We start from the raw sequence: 7,688 nt of genomic DNA on the forward strand, positions 1-7,688 counted from the left end.
GGATGATTATTCAAATTTATGGGATTCGGACCGTAGAAGACGCAAAGATGGTAATTGAATTGGGCGCGCACCACATCGGAGTCTCTTATGGGCAGATCAAGCGCACTCCCGGACAGCTCAGCTGTGAAGAGGCCAAGGAAATCTTTGCAAACGTCCAACCGGAGGCGGTGAAAGTCGGGTTAACGGTGGCCGAGGATATTGAGGAGATTACGGAGAACCTGAAGGTGGTCTGCCCGGAGGTTTTGCACCTTTCCGGGGATATCGAAGGAATTACCCCGGACGAGATTAAGGTGTTAAAGGCCAGGTTTCCCGGGCTCAAGATTATGCAGGCCCTTCCGGTGCTGCCCAATGTCCCGCTGGAAGAACAGAAGGTGCTGGATTATGTCCGGGCGTACGAGAGCGTAGCCGATTTCTTTCTGATTGATACCAAAGCGGCTGGGGCGTCGGATATCGGGGCGACCGGTTTAACCCATGATTGGGCCATCGACAAAGCGATCGTCGACAGTACAAAGGTGCCGTGTATTATTGCCGGCGGCTTGAACGCGGATAATGTTGGCGCGGCAATCCAGATCGCCCGTCCGTACGGGGTGGACTCGTTCAGTTATACCAACTACGATCCGCCACGGCCGGGGAAAGGGATTAAAGATCCGGAAAAAGTCCGGGCTTTTATTGAGGCGGTTCGCAATGCTGGCTAAGGCAAAGGGCAAAAAAGTAGTGGTCGTGGGCGATGCCGGGGTCGATATTATTGTCCATTTCCCCAGGTTTTTAAATGACGAACGGACAAAAGTGGAGTATAAAACCCCTTTTTTGATCGGCGGCGGGACGGCGGCCAATACGGCGGTGGCCTTGGCCCGCTTGGGCATTCCCCCTTCTTTCATCGGGACCGTCGGCGATGACCAGTATGGCCGCTATGTGGTGGAAGATCTGCGCAAAGAAAACGTCAATATTGACCACCTGATTGTCGATCCGGAGACCAATACGGTAGGCGTCTTTGCTTTCATCGATGAACGGGGTGAGCGGTATCTTTGGGGTTGGCCCCGGACGAAGCAGAGTTTTCAAAAACTGGATCCGGCACGGGTTGATTTTGACCTGATCAAACAGGCCGATTGGGTTCATTCCTCCGGGATGGCAATCGTGGCGGCCTCTTCGGCCCGGGAGACGATCACCGAGATCCTGAAAGTAGCTCACCAGGCTGGTGTTACCACCTCGTTCGACTTGAACCTGCGGGTTGATCACGGCGCACTCGATCCGGCCTATAAAGAAGCGGTCCTGACGATCCTGGAGTATTGCCACTATGTACTGGGCTCGGGCGCGGAAGAGTATTATTACTTGAACCCGGAAGCCGATTGGCGCGCCACTGCCCGCTCCCTGGTCAGGGCCGACCGGACGGTGATAGCGCGGATGGGGGCGGGCGGGTCCCTGGCTTATGCGGCCCAGGAGGAAGTCTACGCCGAAGCCTATCCGGTTCAGGTTGTCGATGTGGTCGGGGCAGGCGACATCTACAACGCCGGTTTCATCGCGGCCCGGTTGTGCGGTTGGAGCTTAAAGGAAAGCATCGGGCTGGGGAATGCCGTGGCCGGCTTTTCGGTCACCAGGGAAAGCGCCCGCTCTTCACCCCGGGTGGAAGAACTCATCGCCTTTTTACAGGCATATTAAGACAAAGAAGGGGAAGATCAGATGCGAAAAGTAATTTTGGATTGCGATCCTGGCCACGATGATGCCTTTGCGATCATGTTGGCCGCCCAACACCTGGATTTACTGGGCATTACCACGATCGGCGGGAACGGCATTTTGGAGAATGTGACGACCAATGCCCTCAAAGTGCTGGAAGTGATCGGCCGGCCGGAGATTCCGGTTTATAAAGGACATGCCGGGCCACTTTTGAAACCGTTGGTGACCGCTCCGGAGTTTCATGGGGAAAGCGGGATGGACGGTCCGGTTTTGCCGGAACCGAAGATTAAAGCCCGGGCGCAACACGCGGTTGATTTCATCATTGAGGCGGTCATGGCCGAGGAGGATGTTACGCTGATCGCGACCGGCCCCTTGACCAATATTGCGGCTGCGCTCCACCGGAACCCGGCGATTGCCAAACGAGTCCGGGAAATCGTAATTATGGGCGGATCGGTCACCTTCGGGAATTGGACACCGGCGGCGGAATTCAATATCTATGTCGACCCGGAGGCCGCGGCAAAGGTCTTTAATTCCGGGGCTTGGGTCAAGATGACCGGGGTCAATTTGACCCGGCAGTGTTTGATCACGGCAAAAGAGATGAACGAGTTTCGAAAGCTTGGGACCAGGGCCGGGCAGTTTGCGGCCGATCTGGTTGCTTATTTCATCGAAGCCTGTGAAAAAACAGCCCAGCTTCCGGGGGCGAATTTGCACGACGCGTGTGCGGTGGCGTGGGTAATTGACCCCGGTTTGATCACCGCGGCCCCCACGCATATTGATGTGGAATTGACAGGGGAATTGACCCGCGGGATGACGGTCTGTGATTACCGGCATTTGCGCGGGGCCGATCCGAAAACTGATTTATACCGCACACCCACGATGCCGTTCCGCGGAAAGGCCCCGAATGCCGAGGCGGCCTTGGAACTTGATTTCCCCGGTTTTATGGATTTATTGTACCGTACCTTGCGGGCTTACCGGTAAAGGACTCTTTAGGGAACGGCTGGTTGGAGGATGCTTGGTGATGGTTGGCCATAGAGCGTTGGCAAGTACCGTGGCGAAGCGGCTTCTTGAGGAGGCAACTAAGTCTGGGTGGTGGGGACAATCCGCTATGATTTTGTCATCTTCGATTATGATGGGACTTTGGCCGATACGAAAGAGGATGTTTGGCGTTCGCTGGAATACGCTTGCTCCTTTTTCAATTGCCGGATTCCCCCTGCCTTTCGGGCGAGACCCAGCAATTTGGCGTTATCCGAAGCGGAGCTTTTTGCGGTTCTTTGCCCAGGGGTTGGTGCGGAACATTTTGCCGCCTTTTGCGCCCACCTCAAACACCACTACCGGGTGCTCAACGACTTTTCCCGGACAAACCTGTACCCCGGGATCCGGGATTTACTGGGGAAACTAAGGGAAAAGCAGACGAAATGTTATATCGCCTCGCTGAAGCCGGCGGTACCCCTGACCAAACTCCTCAAGCAGCAGGGGATCGCAAATTACTTTACGAAGTGGCTTACCCCCGATTACCGACCGGGGGCAACTTTGACCAAGAGCGAAATGGTTAGGAGCATCCGGAAGGAGCATCCGGCGGCCAGGGGGGGTGATGGTCGGGGATTCCTGCTCCGACGTGGTCGCCGGGCGGGAAAACGGCCTGGTCACCATCGGTGTGCTTTATGGCGACGGGGATACCGAACGTTTGCGCTGCGCCCGGCCGGATTTTATCGTCAAGACAGCAGAAGAATTGATCCCGTTGCTAACAGGATAAAGGGGAGTGGCCCATGGAGAACTTTGTTTTTCAGAATACCACAAAGATTATTTTCGGAAAGAACACGGAAACCCAGGTTGGCATGGAGACCAAAGCCTATGCCGACCGGGTGTTCCTGCATTATGGGGGCGGCAGTATCAAACGGACCGGCCTCTATGACCGGGTGGTGGCTTCGTTGAAGGCGGCCGGGGTCCCGTCTGCCGGTGATGTTTGGGATTTCTTTACCGGGAAAAGCCGGATCGAAACGGCCTTGCCGATCGGGGTGGTCTTGACGATTCCGGCGGCTGGCAGTGAGACCAGTACGGCAAGTGTGATTACCAATGATGAAGGTGCTTTGAAGCGGGATGTGAGTGCGGAACCGTTGCAGCCTAAATTCGCCATTCTCAACCCGGAATTGACTTACACCCTTCCGGCTTACCAAACGGCTTGCGGCGTGGCGGATATTATGGCCCATGTCATGGAAAGGTATTTTACGAAAGTGAAAGGGACAGACCTGACCGACCGGTTGTGTGAAGCTACCTTACGGACAGTGATCAAATATGCGCCACTGGCTTTACAAAAACCTACGGATTATGAGGCGCGTGCCCAAATTATGTGGGCCGGGACGATTGCTCACAATGCATTGTTGGGAACCGGCCGGATCGGGGACTGGGCTTCACACCTGATTGAGCACGAGATCAGCGGGATCTATGATGTACCCCATGGGGCCGGGTTGGCGGTGGTCTTTCCGGCTTGGATGCGGTACGTCTATCAGGAGGATGTAAACATCTTTGCTCGCTTTGCGGTACGGGTTTGGGATATTGAGCCGGATTTTGCCGCGCCGGAAAGTACGGCTCTGGCCGGAATTGAGCGACTTAAGGACTTCTTCCGCGGCCTGGGATTGCCGGTTACCTTGGAGGAGTTGCAGGTAGGAACGGACCGGTTGGCGGAGATGGCTGCCAAGTGTGCGCGGAACGGACCGATTGGCAATTTTAAACGGCTGAATGAAAAGGATGTTTATGCGATCTATAGGTTAGCCAGTGCGGAGAAAAACGGGGGGAGCTGACCGGTTTTCGAAGGAATAAAGTTGGGGTTGAAATCTTGTATAATCATGATATAATTTAAGTGAAGGATGGATAGTCAAGACCTCGATAGGTGGTGAGAGACATGGTTTTTCATCTCTCTAGAGAAGAGGTCCTGAAAGTTTGTAGAGATTGTAGCCATTATAGCCAAATGGATGACACTTGCCGTGCAGAGGAGGCCCCCCGGACCTTAGAACTAGTGCGGAAATGTCAAAAATGGGATGACTACTTTGGTGGGAAATGTTTGTTCCGTGGTTAAACGCGGACCGAGCTGCTTTACTCACAACAAGAAACATATGGGCCTGTAGCTCAGCTGGGAGAGCGCTGCGTTCGCATCGCAGAGGTCAAGGGTTCGAATCCCTCCAGGTCCACCAAAATTTAAAACAATCCGCCATCGCTTGATGGCGGTTTTTTTTGCCCAACAACGATAACCAGTGGTTGTCGGGGTTTGAAGGATGACGGATTTTTATGGAGAACCTAATAGGGCGAAGGATTCGAAGCTTTACAAAGGAATTTGGGCGGGGCGGTTAAAGGAGAAGTGGTCGAATGAAGTTACCTGAAGAGTTTAAACAAAAAATGCAGTGCCTAATGGGGCAGGAAGAATACGAAATTTTTATGCGCGAACTAAGACGGAAAGTCATGATCCAGAGTTTGCGGGTGAATACCAAGAAAATTACGGTTGCGGAGTTTCTCCGGATTTTTCCTTATGAACTAACTCCGGTCCCGTGGTGCGCGGAAGGTTTTTATCTTCCCAAGGGATTCAAAGCTTCCATGCACCCTTATTATTACGCGGGCCTCTATTATCTCCAGGACCCCAGCGCGATGCTGCCGGTGGTTGCTTTGGCACCAAGGCCGGGTGAACGGATCTTGGATCTTTGCTCGGCACCGGGCGGAAAGGCAACCCAGATTGGGGCCGCCACCACCGACCGGAGTTTCCTGGTGCTCAATGATATCAACCCGAAACGGACGAAAGCCCTCCTGAAGAATGTGGAGAATTTTGGGCTGACGAATATGGTGGTCACCAATAACCAACCCCAGGAACTGGCGGCGGTGTTTTCCGGTTATTTTGACCGGGTCCTGGTGGATGCGCCCTGTTCCGGGGAAGGGATGTTCCGGCGGGAGCCGCGGCTGATGATTGCCTGGCGCCGGGATTATCACCCGAAGGTCTGCACCCCCATTCAGGCGGAGTTGTTAAACTATGCCGCTCAGATGGTTGCCCCCGGCGGGCGTCTGGTCTATTCGACTTGTACCTTCTCGCCGGAGGAGAATGAGTTACAAGTCAAGAACTTTCTGGCGCGCCACCCCGATTTTGATCTGGTCGGGATCGACCTGGCAGGGGTTAGCCCGGGCCGGGCGGAATGGGCGGGGGATGAGCAGCTTAAAAAAACCGGCCGGATCTGGCCTCACCTGTCCCGCGGGGAAGGGCAGTTTGCCGCCATTTTGGTGAAAACAACAACCGGCACCAGAGGTGAAGGGGGCCGGTTTGTCCATGCGGAACCGGCGGCCGCCAGTCTGAAGCCGTTTTGGGATTTCTGTGCGGAAGTGGGAATTACGCCGCCCACGGGCCGTTTTTTCCAAAAAGGTGACGACCTTTTGCTCCTGCCGCCGGAGTTGCCGGATCTCAGTGGTTTGAATGTAGTCAGGCTCGGCCTGTTTTTGGGCGAAGTACGTCACGACCAATTTATTCCAGCACACCCGCTGGCATTGGCGCTCGAACGGCAGCAAGCGGAGCGTCAACTCGAGCTGGCGCCGAACGGTGCAGAAGTGATTAAATACCTGAAGGGCGATACTTTGCTGGCGACGGAAGCGACCCCGCCCGGCAACGGTTGGCTTCTGGTGACCACCGGCGGGTTTCCGCTCGGTTGGGCGAAGCGCGTGGGGAATCTGGTCAAGAACTACTACCCTCCGGCTTGGCGGATAAAGTAGCCGGGGGGAAAAGATGAAAATTCGGTGTGATGTTCGAAACGAGGAGCACTGAAATGGGAAAACGGCAACGGCTTGATAAAATATTGTCTCATACCGGTTTTGGCTCACGGCGGGAAGTAAGGGACCTCTTGCGCGCCCGCCGGGTCATGGTCAACGGGCAAGTAGTGACCGGTGGTGAGCTTGGGATCGACCCGGAGCAAGATTTGGTGCTGGTTGATGGGCAGCCCGTTCAATACCGGGAATTTACTTATCTGATGCTAAACAAACCGGCCGGTTACCTTACCGCGACGAGGGACCGGTATGCGCCCACCGTTTTGGACCTGGTTCCGGAGCGTTGGCGGGCGCGGCGGCTGGCACCCGTCGGCAGGCTGGATAAAGATACGGAAGGGCTTTTGCTTTTGACCAATGACGGTGCTTTGGCCCACCGCCTTTTGGCACCCAATTCCCGGATTCCCAAGACCTACCTGGTCCGGGTGGACAAACCGGTGACGCCGGCCGAACTGGAAACATTGGCGACCGGAGTGGTCCTGGATGATGGGTACCGGACTCTGCCGGCGCAAGCCAGATCTGTCAATAGCGAAAATACGGAGTTGGAGTTGACGCTTTTTGAAGGAAAGTATCATCAAGTGAAGAGAATGCTAAAAGCCGTCGGCAAACAGGTGCTCTATCTTCAGCGCCGGACGATGGGGCCTTTGGTTCTTGATCCGGACCTGCCTTTGGGTGTTTGCCGGGAGTTGACGGCGGAGGAGATTGGGCGTTTGAAAAATGTTTAAAGCCTTTTTTGTGTAACAACACGATGAACAAATCTGCGGAATGTTATGACAATCGTAAAAATAACAACTTCAAGGCTTTTAACCCCCGCATGCTCGAACGATGTTTCGCCAAGTCGAAATTGGAATTTTTTTCACGAAAAACAGCAGGAAGCATTAATATTAAATAGAATAGTTTATATGAATATTTGAAGAATAACGTTGTCGGTACGTGATTGCCCACTACATTTTCCTGTTTCTGCCGGGCTGCGGCAGGAAGCTTCTTTGATGTCGTCATTTACCAGTGCCGCGGGGAGAATCGGGTGGTCCTGCCAAAAAGTTTGGGGGTGGTCGCTAAAACAAAGAAGAGGGGAACTGGTATGTACTTTAGTGCAAACGTTTTCATTAAGGTGTAGGCGTGGATCGTTTCGTTTTTGGTTGTTTCTGTTTGGGTGTCATTGAAAGAGATGGACCTTATTTACACTAACTTTCGAGATAAGCCCCATTTAGTTGAGTCCATATAATGGT

At 54.1% G+C, this 7,688-nt stretch carries 7 protein-coding genes, 1 tRNA gene and 1 pseudogene; all 9 read left to right on the forward strand.

Annotated elements, in window-relative coordinates; all coding sequences use genetic code 11:
* Nucleotides 1-2: 2 nt before the first annotated feature.
* Nucleotides 3-695: a phosphoribosylanthranilate isomerase gene (locus G5B42_RS00815; protein ID WP_181338531.1), complete on the forward strand. Its 693-nt coding sequence runs from the start codon at nt 3-5 to the stop codon at nt 693-695.
* The gene (locus G5B42_RS00820) at nt 685-1,656 is read left to right on the forward strand and encodes a carbohydrate kinase family protein (RefSeq protein ID WP_181338532.1); all 972 of its coding nucleotides are present in this window, start codon (nt 685-687) and stop codon (nt 1,654-1,656) included. The genes G5B42_RS00815 and G5B42_RS00820 overlap by 11 nt, the downstream gene beginning before the upstream one ends.
* A 21-nt stretch (nt 1,657-1,677) precedes the next feature.
* A complete protein-coding gene (locus G5B42_RS00825) occupies nt 1,678-2,649 on the forward strand; it encodes a nucleoside hydrolase (protein ID WP_181338533.1) in 972 nt (323 codons plus the stop codon).
* 111 nt (nt 2,650-2,760) lie between these two features.
* A pseudogene (locus G5B42_RS12325) lies at nt 2,761-3,225 on the forward strand (HAD family hydrolase); the annotation flags it as partial.
* Between the two features lie 37 nt (nt 3,226-3,262).
* Nucleotides 3,263-3,424, forward strand: coding sequence for an HAD family hydrolase (locus G5B42_RS00835; protein WP_231133111.1), 162 nt, complete (start codon nt 3,263-3,265; stop codon nt 3,422-3,424).
* 13 nt (nt 3,425-3,437) lie between these two features.
* On the forward strand, nt 3,438-4,469 hold the full coding sequence (locus tag G5B42_RS00840) for an iron-containing alcohol dehydrogenase (RefSeq protein WP_181338535.1): 1,032 nt from the start codon (nt 3,438-3,440) through the stop codon (nt 4,467-4,469).
* A gap of 314 nt (nt 4,470-4,783) precedes the next feature.
* Nucleotides 4,784-4,859: transfer RNA gene (locus G5B42_RS00845), tRNA-Ala, on the forward strand.
* A 172-nt stretch (nt 4,860-5,031) separates the two neighbouring features.
* Entirely contained in the window at nt 5,032-6,411 is a 1,380-nt protein-coding gene (locus tag G5B42_RS00850; protein ID WP_181338536.1) for an RsmB/NOP family class I SAM-dependent RNA methyltransferase, read from the forward strand.
* Nucleotides 6,412-6,464: 53 nt separating this feature from the next.
* Complete coding sequence (locus G5B42_RS00855) at nt 6,465-7,184, forward strand: pseudouridine synthase (protein WP_181338537.1); 720 nt, start codon at nt 6,465-6,467, stop codon at nt 7,182-7,184.
* The last annotated feature ends 504 nt before the right edge of the window (nt 7,185-7,688 follow it).

The sequence above is a fragment of the Capillibacterium thermochitinicola genome (assembly GCF_013664685.1).
Taxonomy (GTDB): Bacteria; Bacillota; UBA4882; order UBA10575; family UBA10575; genus Capillibacterium; species Capillibacterium thermochitinicola.